This is a genomic window from Serratia sp. 2880STDY5682894 (assembly GCF_001537385.1).
GTDB classification, from domain to species: domain Bacteria; phylum Pseudomonadota; class Gammaproteobacteria; order Enterobacterales; family Enterobacteriaceae; genus Serratia; species Serratia nevei.
The window spans coordinates 469362-486599 of sequence record NZ_FCJA01000003.1; the positions used below are offsets into that span (position 1 = coordinate 469362).

Consider the following 17238-nt stretch of genomic DNA (forward strand, 5'->3'; position numbering starts at 1 on the left):
TCTTCCGATGCTGGTATTTGCATGATGAATGATAAAGATCTCTCGACCTGGCAGACGTTCCGTCGACTCTGGCCGATGATCACTCCTTTTAAGACCGGGCTGATTGTGGCCGCCATTGCGTTGATTATGAACGCAGCGGGGGACACGCTGATGCTGTCTCTGCTTAAACCGCTATTGGACGATGGGTTTGGAAAAACCGACAGCAGCGTGCTGGTGTGGATGCCGCTGGCGGTGATTGCGCTGATGCTGATGCGTGGCGTGACCAGCTTTGTTTCAAGCTACTGCATTTCCTGGGTTTCCGGCATGGTGGTGATGCAGATGCGCCGCCGCCTGTTTGGCCACATGATGAGAATGCCGGTGGCCTTCTTCGATCAGCAGTCTACCGGGACGCTGTTGTCGCGCATTACCTATGACTCCGAGCAGGTGGCTTCCTCCTCTTCCAGCGCCCTGGTGACCGTGGTGCGTGAAGGGGCCTCGATCATTGGCCTGTTCATCATGATGTTCTACTACAGCTGGCAGCTGTCGGTGATCCTGATCGTGCTGGCGCCGATCGTCTCCATCGCCATTCGCCTGGTGTCCAAGCGTTTCCGCAACATCAGTAAGAACATGCAGAACACCATGGGACAGGTGACCACCAGCGCCGAGCAGATGCTGAAAGGCCATAAAGAAGTGCTGATCTTCGGTGGCCAGCAGGTGGAAACCGAGCGCTTTAACTCGGTCAGCAACCGCATGCGTCAACAGGGCATGAAACTGGTCTCCGCGTCTTCGATTTCCGATCCGATCATTCAGCTGATCGCTTCGCTGGCGCTGGCGTTCGTGCTGTTTGCCGCCAGCTTCCCAAGCGTGATGTCAACCCTGACCGCCGGTACCATTACCGTGGTGTTCTCGTCGATGATCGCGCTGATGCGCCCGCTGAAGTCGCTGACCAACGTCAATGCCCAGTTCCAACGCGGGATGGCGGCATGCCAGACGCTGTTCTCCATTTTGGATATGGAACAGGAAAAAGACACCGGCACCCGCGAAGTGAAGCGTGCGAAAGGCGATATCGAATTCCGCAACGTCACCTTCTACTACCCGTCCAAGGAAACGCCGGCGCTGCGTGATATCAACCTGAAAATCGCCGAAGGCAAGACCGTCGCATTGGTGGGCCGTTCCGGTTCGGGCAAATCCACCATCGCCAACCTGTTGACGCGTTTCTACGATATCCAGGAAGGCGAAATCCTGATGGACGGCCACGATCTGCGTGAATATACCCTGGCCTCACTGCGTAATCAGGTGGCGCTGGTCTCGCAAAACGTGCACCTGTTCAACGACACCATCGCCAACAACATCGCCTATGCGCGCGAGAGCGAATACAGCCGCGAGCAGATTGAGAAAGCGGCCGAAATGGCGTACGCGATGGACTTCATCAACAAGATGGAGAACGGCCTGGATACGGTGATCGGTGAGAACGGTGTAATGCTATCCGGCGGCCAACGTCAGCGTATCGCCATCGCGCGTGCGTTACTGCGCGACTGCCCGATCCTGATCCTGGATGAGGCGACTTCTGCGCTGGATACCGAGTCCGAACGTGCCATCCAGGCTGCGCTGGACGAGTTGCAGAAAGACCGTACTTCGCTGGTGATCGCGCACCGTCTGTCGACGATTGAGAAGGCGGACGAGATCCTGGTGGTGGAGGACGGCCGCATCGTCGAACGCGGCGAGCACGCCGAATTGCTTGAACGGCAGGGCGCCTATGCGCAGCTGCACCGCATGCAGTTTGGTCAATAATGATTGAGCGCATCTGGTCCGGCGGTTCGCTGCTTTATCTGGCGCTGCTGCCGCTCTCCTGGCTGTATGGCCTGCTCAGTTGGCTGATTCGCCTCAGCTATCGCTGTGGCCTGCGCAAAAGCTGGCGCGCGCCGGTGCCGGTGGTGGTGGTGGGCAACCTCACCGCTGGCGGCAACGGCAAAACGCCGATGGTGATCTGGCTGGTGGAACACCTGCAGCAGCGGGGCTATCGCGTTGGCGTGGTTTCGCGCGGCTACGGCGGCAAGTCGGCGGTCTATCCCCTGGTGCTCAATCAGAATACCTCGACCCGCGAGGCGGGGGATGAGCCGGTGCTGATTTATCAGCGCACCGGCGCGCCCGTGGCGATCGCGCCCAAGCGAGCCGAGGCGGTACAGGCCTTGCTGCAACAACAGCCGCTGGATGCGATCATCACCGACGACGGCTTGCAGCACTATGCCTTACAGCGTGACTTCGAGCTGGTGGTCATCGACGGCGTGCGCCGTTTCGGCAATGGCTGGTGGTTACCGGCCGGGCCGATGCGCGAGCGTGCCGCGCGGCTTGGCAGCGTCGATGCGCGCGTCGCCAATGGCGGCGTGGCGCAGGCGGGGGAGATTGCCATGCGCCTCCAGGCGCGTGACGCGGTGAACCTGCTGAGCGGTGAACGTCGCCCGGCGGCCGAGCTGCCGCGCGTGGTGGCGATGGCGGGCATCGGTCATCCGCCGCGTTTCTTCGCGACGTTGGAAAAGCTGAACGTCGAGGTGGTGCAGGAAGTGGCGTTTGCCGATCATCAGGAATATCAGCAGCCGCAGCTGACGGCGCTGGTTGCAGCCGATCAAACGCTGCTGATGACGGAGAAGGACGCGGTGAAGTGCCGCGCCTTTGCCCAGCCTAATTGGTGGTATTTACCGGTTGATGCGGTGCTACCGTCCGCTCAGGCTGAGCAACTGCTGCAGGGTATCGAATCTCTGCTGACCAAGTAACCTCAGGATGCCAGCGTGACAAGCCCCAGGGCTTGCGCGCAGGCCTCCAGCGAACGCTGCTGGGTTTGCTGATACAGCGCCAGCTCGTCGATCACCTCACTGCCCAACGCTTGTTCAAACGCAGCCCGGCTGGAAGCGGCATTGTACTGCGCGTGGCGGCTGTCCCCCAGATTTGACTGGAAAATCCCCGCTGCGCTGACCGGCAGAAAATCTTCATACACCAGCGGCTGGAAGCGAACGTGTTCTTTCTCGATCAGTTGCTCCAGGGTACTGTGCTTATCCAGCGACTCTTTGGCCGCCAGGCCGCATTCGGTCGGGAAATAGCGGAACCAGGCCAGCTGTTGCTCGCGCAGCGTGGCGTAATCATCCGGAAACGCCCGGAAGTTTTCCTCCAGCAGTTGATAGTAGCGCTCGGCGTTCTTCTCGCTTGGCGGTGCCTGCAGTGCATCGTTGGTCGCCTGCAGCAGGCGGTCGTAGAGGGCGCGCCCTTTAGGCGTCAGTGCCACGCCGCGCTGTTCGATCTCGCCGAAGCGCGCGGTATGGTGGCCGGCGATGGCGTGGCCGTCGTGCTCAACGAAATCGACGCTTTCTTCCAACGCCTTGAAGCTGGTCTGGCGCAGCAGGATTGCACGGCGGCGGCGCGGCGGGCCCTCGATGACCGCTTTGGGCGTAATGCCGCGGCCGGGCATCGCCTGTTGAACGCGATCGATATCCAGCGTGCGCGGCGTCAGGTGGTTGATATGCGGCCCTTTAAACGCTACGACGTCGGCGATCAGGCGATGCTGATCGTGCAACTGCCGGTATTCTTCGGCGCTGACCGTCGCCTGATTGTGCCAGCGGAAGGTCTCCAGCGCTTGTTCGACAAACTCTTGCGCCTGCGCTGCATTCAATCCGCCTTGCGCTTCCTGCAGCGCGATCAGTTCCAACGCGCGATCGGTAAAGATGCGGCGGCGCGCCAGCAAGCGCTCGGCCAGCTCACGCAGCGCGGGATCTTCTATCAGTTCCAGGCGCAGCAGGGAGGTGAACACGCGGAAAGGACTGATCTGCAGCGCGTCTTCATGTACGGCGCGAAAAGCGGTAGAGTGCACCGGAACGCCCGCTACCGACAGGTCATAGTAACCGACCGGCGCCATGCCCATCACCCGGAACAGGCGGCGCAGGGTGGCCAGCTCATCCGCGGTGCCGACCCGGATCGCGCCGTGGCGCTCCATGGCGAGGCGCTCTATCTCGCCGGTGATTTGCAACTGATGAGCCAGTGCGGCGTCTTCGCGCAGAACCTGTCGATTGGTTTCCGCCACCAACTCCAGCAGATCGCCGTACAGCGGTACCTCCTTTTGGTACATGTCCGACATCGCGTGGGAGAATCTGGCGCGGATTTCATTAGGTGAAACGAACTGCTGGGCGGTCATGCGCATAGCTCCTTGATTCAGCATAATCTGAAAAATCGTGTTTTTAGCGGCAAAAGTGCTGGCGAAAAAGCCGTCTGCCTTGTTTTCCCCTCAAGTTTAGCCATCTGATTTGGGATTTGTTATAGAGGCGCCAAGCATATTAGAGTTTTATGCGTTAGCTCTCATTTGCAGCGCACAGACGGACAAATGATGCGCCGGCCTGGGGGAAGAGGCGGTGGATGGGCTGCGAAGAACGGTAAATTAATTCATGTGTATTCAGGGGGATAAAAATAAATTCGGCGTAATGGCGAATTTAATGCAATAAACCTCTTGTGCATTCACCAGATTTATGAGTAAATGCAAGTCGGCCTGTAATCCAGACCTATTTATGTTCGAGTTTAGAGTTAAGCAGTTCCTCCAAAAACGTTATCATCCGATTCCGCTTCAAAGACGAACCTTCTAAGTACCTCCCATAAGTAATGTTTCTGAAATGGCCCCAATTGCCTCTTATGGCAGGTTTTGTAAATATATTTAAAGGTAAATGTAATGTCTAAGAAGACTGGTCAGGTTAAGTGGTTCAACGAAAGCAAAGGTTTTGGTTTCATTGAGCAGAACGACGGCGGCAAAGATGTATTCGTACACTTCTCCGCAATCATGACCGACGGTTTCAAGACCCTGGCTGAAGGCCAGCGCGTCGAGTACACCATCCAGGACAGCCCGCGCGGGCCGGCTGCCGCCAACGTAGTTGCTCTGTAAGAATACAGGGAACGCGTATAAGAGATCTTAATACAACCATGGTGACGCTTTAGCGCCGAGTCATGCGGAAGATATTAAGTTCAACAAGCCCGCCTTAGTGCGGGTTTTTTATTTTTTTGCTCACGAGAGGTTTGTTACGAAAAACTTTAGGATGGGCTGGTAGCGTCCAGACAATATAAAAAAAGACGTTGTCAAGGATGCTCAAGTAAAAGGATATAAGTTATGTTTAAAAATACTGTGTTAAAAATGGGCCGCGTGAAATGGTTTAATCAGGCCGAAGGCTATGGTTTTATTTCACCGGTAGATGGCAGCGACGAAATCTATGTCAATCGCAACGCTATCGCCAACACCAAAAATAAGTCGTTGAACGAAGGTCAGAACGTTGAGTTCTCGATCTATCGCAGCTCGCATGGGCTGTCCGCGGCAGACGTTATCGCGTTCTGATCGCACCCTCCTTCCTCGCCAGTGCCGGTGTCGCCACCCGCAAGCACTGGCGAAGATAAATCCCTCGATATCCACTATTATCAGGCCACTGCCTACTTGCCACGGATATCAGGATGACCACCCCGATAATTTCCCTTACCGCCGCTCGCGCGCTGCACCTTGCCGCCCAGGGGCTGCTTTCTCCGCTTAAACGCCAGGCTAAGCCCGATGACGTCGTGAGCGCGATCCAGCGCATGGGGCTGTTACAAATCGATACCATTAGCGTCGTCGCCCGCAGCCCGTATCTGGTGCTGTTCAGCCGTTTGGGCGCCTATCAGTCGGAATGGCTGGAGCAGGCGCTTGCCGGCCGCAAGCTGTTCGAATATTGGGCGCACGAAGCCTGTTTCCTGCCGATTGAGGATTTTGGTTTGCTGCGGCACCGCATGCTGGCGCCTCATGATATGGGCTGGAAATATTCCGCCGACTGGGTGCAGCAGCACCAGGCGGCGATGGACAGCCTGCTGCGGCACATCGAACAACAGGGGCCGGTGCGCTCCGCCGATTTCAGCGCCGAGAAAAAGGGCAACAGCGGATGGTGGGACTGGAAACCGGAGAAACGACACCTGGAGATCCTGTTTACCGCCGGCAAGCTGATGGTAGCCGAACGCCGCAACTTCCACCGGGTTTACGATCTGACCGAAAGGTTGCTGCCGGCCTGGGACGATGCGCGTCATACGCTGCCTGCGGAGCGGGCGCGCAGGCAGATGCTGCGCCGCACCTGCCGCTATCTGGGTATCTTTCGCGCTGAATGGTTGGCAGATTACTATCGGCTGAAACGCGTGGCGCCAAAAGCCTTGCTGGCAGAGCTGCAGGAGCAGGGGGAGATTACGCCCGTACAGGTAGAGGGGCTGGAAGGGCCGTTCTATGTGCATGAATCTCTGGCGGAACTGCTGCCGCTGGCGGAACAGAGCAAACTCAAATCGACGGTCACCAGCCTGTTGTCCCCCTTTGATCCGGTAGTTTGGGATCGGCGGCGGGCGCTGGAGTTGTTCAACTTTGACTATCGGCTGGAGTGTTATACGCCGAAAGAAAAACGTCGCTATGGGTACTTCACCCTGCCGGTGCTGCACCGCGGTGAGCTGGTGGGGCGCATTGACGCCAAGGCGCACCGTCGCCAGGGGGTGTTCGAGATCATCAGTTTCCATGCGGAGCCGCAGGTGCGCTTCGGCAAACAGCGGGCGCAGGATATCCGGCAGGCCATCGCGCGTACGGCCAAATGGCACGGTGCGCAACGCGTCGCGCTGGGCGACATTCCGGCGGCGTTGGCCGCTGAATGGGGGGCCGGCTGGGAAGTGGAATAACGAACGACGCCGTCGGTGGGTAAAACGAAGTTCAGCGCCGCTCGTTACAAAGGGGCTCAGTGGCTGAAGTTAGCGAACAGAGCGATGATTTTATGCAGACGTTTGATCACGTATCACGGCCTTTTTGTGATTTGTATCACAAAATTCTACGCTGGGATGCGCCCCAGTTCAAGCTGTTGCCCCCGCGCGATGAGGAAATATCGGTGGGTTGGCGCCACCGGTGATTAACCTGAGGCCGGGCGTTATGCTATCCTCACAGCCTTTCCCAGATGACCTATCCCCTTACGGAGGATGCATGGACCACCGTTTACTCGAAATCGTTGCCTGCCCGGTATGCAACGGCAAACTCTATTTCAATAAAGAAAACCAGGAACTGGTGTGCAAAGCGGACGGGTTGGCTTACCCGCTGCGCGACGGCATTCCGGTGCTGTTGGAAAATGAAGCGCGTGCGCTGTCGCTGGATGAGAAACACGCATGAGTTTTATCGCTATTATTCCCGCCCGCTACGCCTCGACCCGTTTGCCGGGTAAACCGCTGGCCGATATTCACGGCAAGCCGATGGTGGTACACGTCATGGAGCGCGCCCGCGAGTCCGGCGCCAGCCGCGTCATCGTGGCGACCGATCACCCTGAAGTCGCCAAAGCGGTGGAAGCCGCCGGTGGCGAAGTGTGCATGACCAGCCCGGATCACCATTCCGGCACCGAGCGGCTGGCGGAAGTGATCGCGCACTACGGCTTTGCCGACGACCAGATCATCGTTAACGTGCAGGGCGATGAACCGCTGATCCCACCGGTGATCGTGCGTCAGGTCGCAGAGAACCTGGCGGGCAGCCAGGCCGGTATGGCGACGCTGGCGGTGCCGATCGAGAGCGCCGAAGAGGCTTTCAACCCCAATGCGGTGAAGGTCGTGATGGACGCGCAGGGCTACGCGCTCTATTTTTCACGCGCCACCATTCCGTGGGATCGTGAGCGTTTCGCCGCGTCGAAAGAGAGCATCGGCGACAGCCTGCTGCGTCATATCGGCATCTACGCGTACCGCGCCGGCTTCGTGCGTCGCTACGTCAGCTGGGCGCCGAGCCAGCTGGAACAGATCGAGCTGTTGGAACAGCTGCGCGTGCTGTGGTACGGTGAAAAAATCCACGTGGCGGTCGCGAAAGCGATCCCGAGCGTGGGGGTCGATACGCCGGAAGATCTCCAGCGCGTGCGCGACAGCATCCAACCCTGAGCCTGAGTTCGTCGGCGCGCCGCGCAACGCGCCGACGATGCAACACCTCCCATGATTGTTCCCCGTTTTGTTGATCTGCGTTGAAGAATTTTTCCGCTCACCGTTCGATGATGTTACGTACCCCCTTATTAGCCTGAGGTGAATGCCTTATGGAGCAGTTACGCGCCGAACTGAGCATTGTGCTGGGTGAGTCCATCAGCCGGCTGGAGCGGGTGAGCGAGCAGCCTTATGCGCATATGTATTCGCTGTACGATCGGCAGGGCAACGCGATCCCGCTGATGGCGAAAAGCTTTATCTGTCAAGGCATCGCCCAGCAGGAGGCTTACAAGCTGTCGATGCTGGCGCGCGACGGGGATATTCGGCTGCCCACGGTGTACGGCGTGGTATGTACTCAACAGACGCCGTATAAGGAAATCCTGCTGATCGAGCGCCTGCGCGGCGTGTCGGCTGAAGCGCCGACGCGCTCGCCGGATCGCTGGAACATGCTGATGGAACAGATCGTTGACGGAATATTGGCCTGGCATCGCATCGACAGCCACGGCAGCGTCGGCAGCGTTGACAGCACGCAGGAGAACGACTGGTTTTGCTGGTATCAACAGCGGGTCGAAGTGCTGTGGGCGACGGTAGTCAATCTCACCACCCCGCAGCTGACCATGGCGGATCGGCGTTTGCTGTACCGCACGCGCGAAGCGCTGACCCATTTCTTCGTCGGCTTCGACGATCCCTGTGTTCTGGTGCACGGTAACCTGTCGCTGCGCAGCATGCTGAAGGATCCCAAAAGCGATCAGCTGTTGGCGATGCTCAATCCCGGCGTGGTGCTGTGGGCGCCGCGCGAATACGATCTTTTTCGCCTGTGCGAGGCGGGTATGCCCAGCCAACTGCTGTTCCGCTATCTGCAGCGCGCGCCGGTCGCCGACGCTTTCCTGGCACGGCGCTGGCTGTATGTGGTGTGGGAAGCGGTAGGGCGCTTGGTTCATACCGGCAAGCTGGAGCGGCGGCCGTTCGACTATGCATCGCAACAGCTGCTGCCCTGGCTGGCCGGTTGAACGGGCCTTACTCGGCGCCGGCGCGATCCGCGCCTTTCAGCCACTGCCACAGGCTGCCCAGCGTTTCATACCAGGCACGTTCGGTATGGCCGAGGAACATCGAGGACGGTGTGGCGCGATCCCAGATATTCAGCGGCGAGTCGATCGCCAACTGGTTGGCCGGCGCCGGGATCGGGTGCAGGCCTTTCGCCTCGAAGAAGCGCACGGCGCGCGGCAGATGGTTGGCGGAGGTCACCAGAATGAACGGTTGCTCGCCGACCAACTTGGCGACCTGAGCGGCTTCTTCCTCGGTATCGCGCGGTTCCCTCAGGATCACCATATCGCTGCGCGGCACGCCCAGGCTTTCGGCCACCAGCGCCGCCGTGGCGGCGTTGCTTTGCATGCTGCCGGCGGATGCGCCGGTAAACACCATTCTGGCGCCGGGATGCGCAAGGTAAAGCCGCACGCCTTCCGTCACGCGCGGCAGGCTGTTGCCGAGCAAATTCGAGCTGGGTGCCCAATCGGGATTGTAGGTATAGCCCCCGCCCAACACCACGATGTAACTGACCGGATCGTTGCCGCGATAAGTCTGGTATTGGGCTTCGATCGGCCTCAGCAGCCGGTCGGCCACCGGCTGCAGGCTGAAAAGCAGTAAAAACAGCCAGCTCAGCGTAAAAATCGTCTTACCGCTTTTTTGCCAGCGGGTGAACCACAGCAGCAGCAGCGCCAGCCCCATCAGCAGCATCAACAGCGGCAGCGGCATCAGCATGGCGCCAAAGAACTTTTTCAGGTTGAACAGCATCGAAAATCAGATCCTTTTGGGTGAAAAAGCGGCATCCAGGCATAAACAGGCCGCAAGAAGATACATTCTAAGCCAGTCTGTGCCAAAATAGCAGGTTTGAATGGGCGTGCGCTTTGCCGCCGACAAGAATGAGATCAGCGGAGCCGTTGTCCATGCAGGATCGCAATTTTGACGATATTGCTGAAAAATTTGCGCGTAATATTTACAGCACCACGAAAGGAAAAATCCGCCAGGCGGTGGTTTGGCAGGATCTGACCGGGTTGCTGGCGCAGTTGCCGCAGCGGCCGCTGCGCATCCTCGACGCCGGGGGCGGTGAAGGCCATATGGCCTGCCAGCTGGCAGAATTAGGACATCAGGTGTTGTTGTGCGATCTTTCTGGTGAGATGATCCAGCGCGCCGCGCAGCTGGCGGAACAGAAAGGTGTGAGCCAGAACATGCAATTCGTACAAAGTTCTGCGCAGGATATCGCTCAACATTTGGAACAGCCGGTTGATCTGATATTGTTTCATGCAGTGCTTGAATGGATCGCCGAGCCCGAAGCGGCGCTGCAGGCGTTGTATGACTGCCTGACGCCGGGCGGCGCGCTGTCGCTGATGTTCTTCAACGCCAACGGCCTCTTGATGCGCAACGTGGTGTTGGGTAATTTCCAACTGGTGGATCCCGAGGTCAGGCGGCGCCGCAAGCGTTCGCTGTCGCCGCAATATCCGCACGATCCGCTATTGGTCTACGGTTGGCTGGAACAGCTGGGCATGCGTATCGGCGGTAAAACCGGCGTGCGGGTGTTCCACGACTATCTGCAGAGCAGACAGCTGCAAACACAAAAATTTGAAGAGTTACTGGCGCTTGAACAGCACTATTGCCGGCAGGAGCCGTACGTGAGTTTGGGGCGCTATATTCACGTCATGGCGCATAAACCAAACCTGAAGGACGAACTATGAGTGAATTTTCCCAGACAGTACCCGAACTGGTCGCCTGGGCACGGAAAAATGATTTCTCTATTTCGCTCCCTACGGAGCGTCTCGCATTTCTGCTCGCCATCGCCACCCTGAACGGCGAACGGCTGGACGGCGAGATGAGCGAAGGTGAGCTGGTTGATGCATTTCGCCATGTCAGCAAGGGTTTTGAACAGACGCATGAAACGGTGGCGATGCGCGCCAACAATGCGATCAACGACATGGTGCGCCAGCGCCTGTTGAACCGCTTTACCAGCGAACTGGCGGACGGCAATGCGATTTACCGCCTCACGCCGCTGGGTATCGGCATTACCGATTACTATATTCGCCAACGCGAATTCTCCACGCTGCGTCTGTCGATGCAGCTGTCGATCGTGGCGCAGGAACTCAAGCGCGCCGCCGACGCCGCCGACGAGGGCGGCGACGATTTCCATTGGCACCGCAACGTGTTCGCGCCGTTGAAATATTCGGTGGCGGAAATCTTCGACAGCATAGACATGACCCAACGCGTGATGGACGAGCAGCAGCAGAGCGTGAAAAACGACATCGCGGCGCTGCTGAGTAAAGACTGGCGGGCGGCGATCTCCAGCTGCGAGATGCTGCTGTCGGAAACCTCGGGCACCCTGCGCGAGCTGCAAGATACGTTGGATGCGGCGGGCGATAAGCTGCAGGCCAACCTGCTGCGCATCCAGGACGCGACCCTCGGCAACGTGGAGCTGGGCTTCGTCGACAAGCTGGTGTTCGATCTGCAGAGCAAGCTGGATCGCATCATCAGCTGGGGCCAGCAGGCGATCGACCTGTGGATCGGCTACGATCGCCACGTACATAAATTTATCCGTACCGCTATCGATATGGATAAAAACCGCGTGTTCGCCCAACGCCTGCGCCAGTCGGTGCAAACCTATTTCGACCACCCGTGGGCGCTGACCCATGCCAATGCCGATCGTCTGCTGGACATGCGCGACGAAGAACTGGCACTGCGCAGTGAGGAAGTGACCGGGGAACTGCCGCCGGATCTGGAGTTCGAAGAGTTCAGCGAAATTCGCGAACAGCTGGCGGCGATGATCGAAGAGGCGCTGAAGGTGTATCAGGAACAGCAGATGCCGCTCAACCTTGCAGCGGTGATGCGCGATTATCTGGCGCAATATCCGCGTGCGCGTCATTTCGACGTGGCACGCTTAGTGGTCGACCAGGCAGTGCGCCTCGGTGTGGCTGAAGCAGATTTCTCAGGGTTGCCGGCGGAATGGCAGGCAATCAATGATTACGGAGCCAAGGTCCAGGCCCATGTCATCGACAAATATTGAACAAGTAATGCCAGTCAAGCTGGCCAAGGCACTGTCCAACTCGCTGTTCCCGGCGCTGGACAGCCAACTGCGTGCGGGTCGTCACATCGGTATCGATGAGCTGGACAACCACGCCTTTTTAATGGATTTCCAGGATGAGCTGGAGGAATTTTACACCCGTTACAGCGTCGAGCTGATTCGGGCGCCGGAAGGTTTCTTCTATTTGCGCCCGCGCTCCACCACGCTGATCCCGCGTTCGGTGCTGTCCGAGCTGGATATGATGGTCGGTAAAATCTTGTGCTACCTGTATCTCAGCCCCGAGCGCCTGGCGCATGAGGGTATTTTCAGCCATCAGGAGCTGTACGACGAGCTGCTGAGCCTGGCCGATGAGAACAAGCTGCTGAAGTTCGTCAACCAGCGCTCCACCGGCTCGGATCTCGATCGGCAGAAGCTGCACGAAAAGGTGCGCACCTCGCTGAACCGCCTGCGCCGCCTCGGCATGGTCTACTTCATGGGCAATGACAGCAGCAAGTTCCGCATTACCGAGGCGGTGTTCCGCTTCGGCGCCGACGTGCGCAGCGGCGACGATCCGCGTGAAGCGCAGCTGCGCATGATTCGCGACGGCGAGGCGATGCCGGTTGAAACCAGCCTGTCGCTGAACGATGAGAATGAGGCTGAGGATCAGCAGGTTGATAACGCTCCTGACGGTGCAGAGGATGAACAGGAATGATTGAACGCGGTAAATTTCGCTCGCTGACGCTGGTTAACTGGAACGGTTTCTTCGCCCGCACCTTTGATCTGGATGAGCTGGTGACCACGCTGTCCGGCGGTAACGGGGCAGGGAAATCCACCACCATGGCGGCCTTCGTCACCGCACTGATCCCCGATCTGACGCTGCTGCACTTCCGTAACACCACCGAAGCGGGCGCCACCAGCGGCTCGCGCGATAAAGGCCTGCACGGCAAGCTGCGCGCCGGCGTGTGTTACTCGACTCTCGACGTCGTCAACTCGCGCCACCAGCGCGTGGTGGTGGGCGTGCGTCTGCAGCAGGTGGCGGGGCGCGATCGCAAGGTCGACATCAAACCGTTCACCATCCAGGGCCTGCCGACCGCGGTGCAGCCGACCGAGTTGCTGACCCAGACCGTGGGTGAGCGCCAGGCGCGCGTGCTGTCGCTGCAGGAGCTGAAGGATCGCGTGGAAGAGATGGAGGGGGTGCAGTTCAAGCAGTTCAACTCCATCACCGATTACCACTCGCTGATGTTCGATCTGGGCGTGATCCCGAAACGTCTGCGTTCGTCCGCCGATCGCAGCAAGTTCTACCGTCTGATTGAAGCGTCGCTGTACGGCGGTATTTCCAGCGCCATCACCCGCTCGCTGCGCGATTACCTGCTGCCGGAAAACAGCGGCGTGCGCAAGGCGTTCCAGGACATGGAAGCGGCGCTGCGCGAAAACCGCATGACGCTGGAGGCGATTCGCGTCACCCAGTCGGACCGCGATCTGTTCAAACATCTGATCTCCGAGGCCACTTCCTATGTGGCGGCGGACTATATGCGCCACGCCAACGAACGCCGCATCCATCTGGACGGCGCGCTGGCGCTGCGCAGCGATCTGTTGGGCAGCCGCAAGCAGCTGGCCGCTGAACAGTATCGCCATGTGGAAATGGCGCGTGAGCTGAGCGAACAGAGCGGTGCCGAATCCGATCTGGAAACCGATTACCAGGCCGCCAGCGACCACCTGAATCTGGTGCAAACGGCGATGCGTCAGCAGGAGAAGATCGAACGCTATGAAGCCGATCTGGAAGAGCTGACCTACCGTCTGGAAGAGCAGAACGAAGTGGTGGCCGAGGCCAGCGAGCAACAGGCCGAAAACGAAGCGCGCGCCGAAGCGGCCGAGCTGGAAGTGGATGAGCTGAAGAGCCAGCTGGCCGACTACCAGCAGGCGCTCGACGTGCAGCAGACCCGCGCCATTCAGTACCAGCAGGCGCTGCAGGCGTTGGAGCGCGCACGCGCCCTGTGCCAACTGCCGGATCTGACTGCAGACAACGCCGAACAGTGGCTGGACACCTTCCAGGCCCGCGAACAGGAAGCGACCGAAGCGTTGCTGATGCTGGAACAGAAGCTGAGCGTGGCCGACGCCGCGCACGGCCAGTTCGAACAGGCCTATCAGCTGGTGGGGAAAATCGCCGGCCAGGTCAGCCGCAGCGAAGCCTGGCAGTGCGCGCGCGAATTGCTGCGCGACTGGCCTTCGCAGCAGCACCTCGCCGAGCGCGTTCAGCCGCTGCGCCTGCGCCTGAGCGAACTGGAACAGCGCCTGCGCTCGCAGCAGGACGCCGAGCGTCTGCTGCAAGAGTTTTGCAAACGCCATGGCCAAGAGTACCAGCCTGACGATCTCGATATGCTGCAGCAGGAGCTGGAAGAGCGCCTGGAAGCGCTGTCGCAGAACGTCAGCGAAGCCGGCGAACGCCGCATGGAGATGCGCCAGGAGCTGGAGCAGATCCAGCAGCGCATCCGTGAGCTGACGGCGCGCGCGCCGGTGTGGCTGGCGGCGCAGGACGCCCTGGGCCAGCTCAGCGATCAGAGCGGAGAGCCGCTGGAAAACAGCCAGCAGGTGACCGAATACATGCAGCAGCTGCTGGAGCGCGAGCGTGAAACCACCGTCGAGCGCGACGAAGTGGCGGCCCGCAAACGTGAAGTGGAAGCGCAGATCGAACGTCTCAGCCAGCCGGGCGGCGCGGAAGATCAGCGCCTGGTCACGCTGGCCGAACGTTTCGGCGGCGTGCTGCTGTCGGAAATTTACGATGACGTCACCATCGACGACGCGCCTTACTTCTCGGCGCTGTACGGCCCTTCGCGCCACGCTATCGTGGTGCCGGATCTGTCGCTGGTGCGCGAGATGCTCGAAGGTCTGGAAGATTGCCCGGAAGATCTTTACCTGATCGAAGGGGATCCGCAGTCGTTCGATGACAGCGTGTTCGCCGTCGAAGAGCAGGACAAAGCGGTGGTGGTGAAAATCGCCGATCGCCAGTGGCGTTACTCCCGTTATCCGGAAGTGCCGTTGTTCGGCCGCGCGGCGCGCGAAAACCGTCTGGAAGTGCTGCATGCCGAGCGTGAAACGCTGGCGGAGCGCTATGCCACGCTGTCGTTCGACGTGCAGAAAACTCAGCGTTCGCATCAGGCTTTCAGCCGCTTTATCGGTACCCATCTGGCGGTGGCGTTCGACGCCGACCCGGAAGCGGAGATCCGCGGCCTGAACGCCCGTCGTGGCGAGATCGAACGTGCGCTGAACAATCACGAAGCGCAGAACCAGCAGCAGCGTCAGCAGTACGAACAGGCTAAAGAGGGCATTTCCGCGCTCAACCGCCTGATGCCGCTGGTGTCGTTGCTGAACGATGAAACGTTGCAGGACCGCGTCGACGAGATCCGCGAAGAGCTGGAAGAAGCGCAGGACGCCGCGCGTCATATCCAACAGCACGGCATGTCGCTGACCAAGCTGGAACCGCTGCTGTCGGTGCTGCAGAGCGATCCGCAGCAGCATGAACAGCTGCAGCAGGATTACGCGCAGGCGCAAAGCGTGCAGCGTCAGGCTAAACAGCAGGCGTTCGCGCTCACTGAAGTGGTGCAGCGTCGTGCGCACTTCAGCTACACCGATTCTGCCGGCATGCAGAATGCCAACAACGATCTGAATGATAAGCTGCGCCAGCGTCTGGAGCAGGCGGAAGCCGAACGCGCCCGCGCCCGTGAGCAACTGCGTCAGTATCAAACCCAGTTCACCCAGTACAGCCAGGTGCTGGCCTCGCTGAAAAGCTCGTACGACGCCAAGCGCGACATGCTGAAAGAGCTGAGCCAAGAGCTGGTGGACATCGGCGTGCAGGCCGACGCCAATGCCGAAGCGCGCGCCCGTGCGCGTCGCGACGAACTGCATGCGGCGCTGAGCAACAACCGCGCTCGCCGCAACCAGCTGGAGAAGCAGCTGACCTTCTGCGAAGCCGAAATGGACGGCCTGCAGAAGAAACTGCGCAAGCTGGAACGCGATTATCATCAGCTGCGTGAGCAGGTGGTGACCGCCAAGGCGGGCTGGTGCGCGGTGATGCGCCTGGTGAAAGACAACGGCGTGGAACGCCGCCTGCACCGCCGCGAGCTGGCGTATATGGATGGCGACGAGCTGCGCTCGATGTCGGATAAGGCGCTCGGTGCGCTGCGTCTGGCCGTGGCGGATAACGAACACCTGCGCGACGTGCTGCGCCTGTCGGAAGATCCGAAACGGCCGGAGCGTAAGATTCAGTTCTATATCGCGGTGTACCAGCACCTGCGCGAGCGCATCCGTCAGGACATCATCCGCACCGACGATCCGGTCGAGGCCATCGAACAGATGGAAATCGAGCTGGGCCGTCTGACCGAAGAACTGACCGCGCGCGAGCAGAAGCTGGCGATCAGTTCGAAAAGCGTGGCCAACATCATTCGCAAAACCATTCAGCGCGAGCAGAACCGCATTCGCATGCTGAACCAGGGGCTGCAGGCCGTTTCCTTCGGCCAGGTGAAGAGCGTGCGCCTGAACGTCAATGTGCGCGAAGCGCATGCCACCCTGCTGGACGTGCTCTCCGAGCAGCAGGAGCAACATCAGGATCTGTTCAACAGCAACCGTCTGACCTTCTCCGAAGCGTTGGCCAAGCTGTATCAGCGCCTGAATCCGCAGATCGACATGGGGCAGCGCACACCACAGACCATCGGCGAGGAGTTGCTGGACTACCGCAACTACCTGGAGATGGAAGTGGAGGTATACCGTGGCTCCGACGGCTGGCTGCGTGCGGAAAGCGGCGCGTTGTCTACCGGTGAAGCCATCGGTACCGGGATGTCAATCCTGGTGATGGTGGTGCAGAGCTGGGAAGAAGAATCCCGCCGCCTGCGCGGTAAAGACATCTCGCCGTGTCGCCTGCTGTTCCTCGATGAAGCGGCGCGTCTGGATGCCAAGTCGATCGCTACGCTGTTCGAACTGTGCGACCGTCTGGAAATGCAGCTGATCATCGCGGCGCCGGAAAACATCAGTCCGGAGAAGGGCACCACCTATAAACTGGTGCGTAAAGTGTTCCAGAACCACGAGCATGTGCACGTGGTGGGGCTGCGCGGTTTCGCCGGTGAGCCGCCGGCGCTGGGTACTGCGCCGGTTGAAACGCCGTAACGCAGAAAAACGCCCTAAAAATCTGAAAATAGCCGCCGCAGGGTGGCTATTTTTTTGTGCGCGTGGATGATAGTCCTGCTTTTTTATCCGTTGAAAAG

Annotated in this window: 14 protein-coding genes; 12 read left to right on the forward strand and 2 right to left on the reverse strand. The window is 59.6% G+C overall.

Annotated features, from left to right (window positions below):
* Nucleotides 1–21 precede the first annotated feature (21 nt).
* Both msbA and lpxK read left to right on the forward strand, forming a co-directional pair.
* Nucleotides 22–1770 carry a lipid A ABC transporter ATP-binding protein/permease MsbA gene (gene msbA / locus AWX27_RS10445; protein WP_047727931.1) on the forward strand — a complete coding sequence of 583 codons (1749 nt, stop codon included), beginning with the start codon at nucleotides 22–24 and terminating at the stop codon, nucleotides 1768–1770.
* On the forward strand, nucleotides 1770–2750 hold the full coding sequence (lpxK, locus tag AWX27_RS10450) for a tetraacyldisaccharide 4'-kinase (protein WP_060421751.1): 981 nt from the start codon (nucleotides 1770–1772) through the stop codon (nucleotides 2748–2750). The genes msbA and lpxK overlap by 1 nt, the downstream gene beginning before the upstream one ends.
* 2 nt (nucleotides 2751–2752) lie before the next feature.
* On the opposite strand, the gene AWX27_RS10455 is transcribed toward lpxK, so the two are convergent.
* Nucleotides 2753–4159 carry a 2-oxoadipate dioxygenase/decarboxylase HglS gene (locus tag AWX27_RS10455; protein WP_060421754.1) on the reverse strand — a complete coding sequence of 469 codons (1407 nt, stop codon included), beginning with the start codon at nucleotides 4157–4159 and terminating at the stop codon, nucleotides 2753–2755.
* A 525-nt stretch (nucleotides 4160–4684) separates the two neighbouring features.
* On the opposite strand from AWX27_RS10455, the gene AWX27_RS10460 reads away from it, so the two are divergent.
* From AWX27_RS10460 to AWX27_RS10485, 6 genes are all read left to right on the forward strand, one after another.
* Nucleotides 4685–4894: a transcription antiterminator/RNA stability regulator CspE gene (locus AWX27_RS10460; RefSeq protein ID WP_019454537.1), complete on the forward strand. Its 210-nt coding sequence runs from the start codon at nucleotides 4685–4687 to the stop codon at nucleotides 4892–4894.
* A gap of 222 nt (nucleotides 4895–5116) precedes the next feature.
* The gene (locus tag AWX27_RS10465) at nucleotides 5117–5338 is read left to right on the forward strand and encodes a cold-shock protein (protein ID WP_004928241.1); all 222 of its coding nucleotides are present in this window, start codon (nucleotides 5117–5119) and stop codon (nucleotides 5336–5338) included.
* A 113-nt stretch (nucleotides 5339–5451) separates the two neighbouring features.
* Nucleotides 5452–6678: a winged helix-turn-helix domain-containing protein gene (locus tag AWX27_RS10470; protein ID WP_060421756.1), complete on the forward strand. Its 1227-nt coding sequence runs from the start codon at nucleotides 5452–5454 to the stop codon at nucleotides 6676–6678.
* 295 nt (nucleotides 6679–6973) lie between these two features.
* Nucleotides 6974–7156, forward strand: a complete 183-nt coding sequence (locus AWX27_RS10475; protein WP_004928237.1) for a Trm112 family protein — start codon at nucleotides 6974–6976, stop codon at nucleotides 7154–7156.
* On the forward strand, nucleotides 7153–7902 hold the full coding sequence (kdsB, locus tag AWX27_RS10480; protein ID WP_004928235.1) for a 3-deoxy-manno-octulosonate cytidylyltransferase: 750 nt from the start codon (nucleotides 7153–7155) through the stop codon (nucleotides 7900–7902). Before AWX27_RS10475 ends, kdsB begins: the two co-directional genes overlap by 4 nt.
* A gap of 149 nt (nucleotides 7903–8051) precedes the next feature.
* The gene (locus AWX27_RS10485; protein ID WP_060421759.1) at nucleotides 8052–8948 is read left to right on the forward strand and encodes a YcbJ family phosphotransferase; all 897 of its coding nucleotides are present in this window, start codon (nucleotides 8052–8054) and stop codon (nucleotides 8946–8948) included.
* A 7-nt stretch (nucleotides 8949–8955) separates the two neighbouring features.
* Here the strand turns inward: AWX27_RS10485 and elyC are convergent, their stop codons facing one another.
* The gene (gene elyC, locus AWX27_RS10490) at nucleotides 8956–9729 is read right to left on the reverse strand and encodes an envelope biogenesis factor ElyC (RefSeq protein WP_060421762.1); all 774 of its coding nucleotides are present in this window, start codon (nucleotides 9727–9729) and stop codon (nucleotides 8956–8958) included.
* A gap of 152 nt (nucleotides 9730–9881) precedes the next feature.
* On the opposite strand from elyC, the gene cmoM reads away from it, so the two are divergent.
* The 4 genes from cmoM to mukB are packed head-to-tail and all read left to right on the forward strand — an operon-like array spanning nucleotide 9882 to nucleotide 17140.
* Nucleotides 9882–10667: a tRNA uridine 5-oxyacetic acid(34) methyltransferase CmoM gene (gene cmoM, locus AWX27_RS10495; protein WP_060421765.1), complete on the forward strand. Its 786-nt coding sequence runs from the start codon at nucleotides 9882–9884 to the stop codon at nucleotides 10665–10667.
* Nucleotides 10664–11986, forward strand: a complete 1323-nt coding sequence (mukF, locus tag AWX27_RS10500; protein ID WP_004928228.1) for a chromosome partition protein MukF — start codon at nucleotides 10664–10666, stop codon at nucleotides 11984–11986. Before cmoM ends, mukF begins: the two co-directional genes overlap by 4 nt.
* The gene (mukE, locus tag AWX27_RS10505; protein WP_033637863.1) at nucleotides 11967–12695 is read left to right on the forward strand and encodes a chromosome partition protein MukE; all 729 of its coding nucleotides are present in this window, start codon (nucleotides 11967–11969) and stop codon (nucleotides 12693–12695) included. The genes mukF and mukE overlap by 20 nt, the downstream gene beginning before the upstream one ends.
* Nucleotides 12692–17140 (forward strand): chromosome partition protein MukB, encoded by a 4449-nt coding sequence (gene mukB / locus AWX27_RS10510; RefSeq protein WP_060421770.1) that lies wholly within the window; start codon nucleotides 12692–12694, stop codon nucleotides 17138–17140. The genes mukE and mukB overlap by 4 nt, the downstream gene beginning before the upstream one ends.
* Nucleotides 17141–17238 lie beyond the last annotated feature (98 nt).